Origin of the sequence: Pseudomonas sp. Sample_9 (assembly GCF_004307535.1) — a bacterium.
Classification (GTDB): domain Bacteria; phylum Pseudomonadota; class Gammaproteobacteria; order Pseudomonadales; family Pseudomonadaceae; genus Aquipseudomonas; species Aquipseudomonas mercuritolerans.
In genome coordinates this window covers 1-2,235 of the sequence record NZ_RAZO01000206.1, presented here as the reverse complement: position 1 = coordinate 2,235, position 2,235 = coordinate 1, and the positions used below count along the sequence as shown (strand labels likewise).

Annotated in this window: 3 protein-coding genes; all 3 read right to left on the bottom strand. The window is 60.4% G+C overall.

What is annotated here, in order from left to right; all coding sequences use genetic code 11:
• Nucleotides 1-695, bottom strand: a 695-nt coding sequence (locus D6877_RS11265) for a major capsid protein (protein ID WP_130910817.1), incomplete at its 3' end; no start/stop codon positions are given.
• A gap of 63 nt (nt 696-758) precedes the next feature.
• Nucleotides 759-1,103 carry a head decoration protein gene (locus D6877_RS11260; protein ID WP_102902291.1) on the bottom strand — a complete coding sequence of 115 codons (345 nt, stop codon included), beginning with the start codon at nt 1,101-1,103 and terminating at the stop codon, nt 759-761.
• On the bottom strand, nt 1,100-2,235 hold a 1,136-nt coding region (locus tag D6877_RS11255), incomplete at its 5' end, for a head maturation protease, ClpP-related (RefSeq protein ID WP_130910816.1). The genes D6877_RS11255 and D6877_RS11260, both read right to left, overlap by 4 nt.

Here is a 2,235-nt window from a genome sequence, read left to right as displayed (position 1 = left end):
CGCAGCGCGGCCGCTTGCTGACTGTTGAGGTAGGTTTCTTTTACCGAAGGGTGGACGATGAACTTGTTCCAGAAGTTTTTACCGCAGAAGGCGCGCGAGCCAGTACTGGTCACGCTACCCAACGCATCTTCCTGCATATCCAACGCCTCGCCGCATTGAACCCGCAGCTCAGTCTCTGGATCCGCCAGTCCCATGGACATCCTTTGACGCTTCACACCGAAGCGGTCATAGAGATCCAGCAGTACGGTTTTGCCATCGGCGTCGAGGATCTGGCCATTCAGTGCGCCCATACGCTGGAATTCGTGCGTGGCGTCCAACTGGCGCCGCGCCTTGGCCAGGCGTGCATTGACCACGTCCTGCACCGCCTGCAGTTCAGTGCGAGTGCCGAAGGCACGGATGCCTTGGATCTCGTCAGCCTTGATCGTGAAGCGCTCAGGCAGATGCACGGTGTTGAACGGGATGAGGTTGCGCTTGCTGGCAGCAACCACCAGGCCAGAACCACCACGCTCACCAGCAGGCACCAGTGCCAGAGTGTCGCCGTCCTTTTCAATCTGCACGGTCAGAGTGGTAATGCCTTCCTCGCGGAACAGGCCCAAGGCGCTGATGCGCCCTGGCAGGTACGGTTGATCATTGAGTGCAGCGGTGAGCGAAGTAACGGTAAACGCTTCGTCGTCAAAAATGGCGATATCGGCCATGGGTACTCTCCAGAAACGAAAAATCCCGCACGCGGCGGGATGCAAAATAAAGAGGGAAATGCTTCAGCGGACGATCAGCGAATGTGCGGCCAGGGCTTTCTCAGCGGCCAGATCGAGGCCGGTCAAGTGCGCTTCGCTGACCTCGGCCAGCCGCACCACGGCGCGACCGCGACGCACCACGTCGGATTCACCGAGCGGGCCGTAAAGAATGGCGACAGCGTTTTCTGTGCCGTCCTCTGCCGTTGGGTTGTACGGTGCGAATTCGCCGCTGGCAGTCACCAGCCCGAGAATTTGTCCAGGCCACAATGCTGGACCCGCCGCAACATTGATCGCTTCGCGCGAGATCGTGCCAGCGCCCTCGGACAGCAGGAATTCACCTGCGTGCATCGGTTCCTGTTTGATGGTCATGCTCGTGCTCCTTTCGCGCCGCGCGCGGTTCCTGTTTGAGCCGCTTGGCGAGCAGCCCAAATCGAGTTGGGGTCAGGTTGTTTGGCCAGCACCTTGGGCGCTGGGTCATCGTCCAGTGGCAGGCTGTTGTCGATTTCAAAGCCCTTACCGCTGGTAACGATCTTGTCGAAAAGACGCGCCCGCACTGCTGCAGCATCCAGCCCTGCCGCGACATACTCGGCGCTGAATTCCGGCAGACGCGCGGCCACGCAGAGGTCGTTCACCGCCTTGGCGCGTGCCAGACCCGCCAAAACGATCTCTTCGCTTTCAAGCTGAGTGGACTTGAGCAGTGGCTCGACCAGGTTGCTGATGCCCGCCGTTGTGCAGCGCTGAGTGATCATCAGTGCCAACTTGGCAGAGTCCACTACAGGCGGCACCTGCGGCGGATCGACAGGTTCCAGTTCGGGATCCGGTTCAGGTGGTTCGTCGAGTTGCGCCACCAACTCAACCGGAGCGTGCTGGAACCGTTGCAACACAGCTCCTTGACCGAGGCATGCTTTGACTTTGATGCCGCTTCCGACTTCGTCTGCAAGACCAAGAGCCACCGCTTCGTTAGCAGTCAGCCAGGTTTCAGCATCAACCATTTGCCGCAGTTCGGCGTCATCGATGTCGGGCGCCTTGGCTTTATAGGCCGCGATGATCGCCTCCAAGGTTTGATCCAATACATCAGCGACCCGGCGGAAGTCCTCAGCGCCACCGCCTGCATAGGTGTATGGGTTGTGAATCATCAACATGGCGTTCGCCGCGATGACTACGCGGTGTGCACCGCATACGGCCACACTGGCCGCACTCGCGGCCAGTGCATCGATTCGCCCGGTGCAGCGCTCGCCCAGACGCGACAGCGCATTGTGCATGGCCAGTCCGTCGAACAGGTCGCCGCCGATACTGTTGAACGCGGCGATCACCGGAGACACACCATCATCCATGGCGCGCAGATCCTGCACGAACTGGTTGGCAGTGATGCCCCACGCGCCGATCTCGCCGTAGACGAAAACCTCGATCACTCGCTCGGTGGCCTCTCCACTCGCCTGCAGGGCATACCAGGTCTTGTCCTGAACCTCGACGCGCTTTCCCGCGCGGTTGTAAATGCGCG

What these genes read in the sequence shown, in the direction of transcription:
- D6877_RS11260 (WP_102902291.1), bottom strand. Translation starts at nt 1,103, where the DNA reads ATGACCATCAAACAGGAACCGATGCACGCAGGTGAATTCCTGCTGTCC.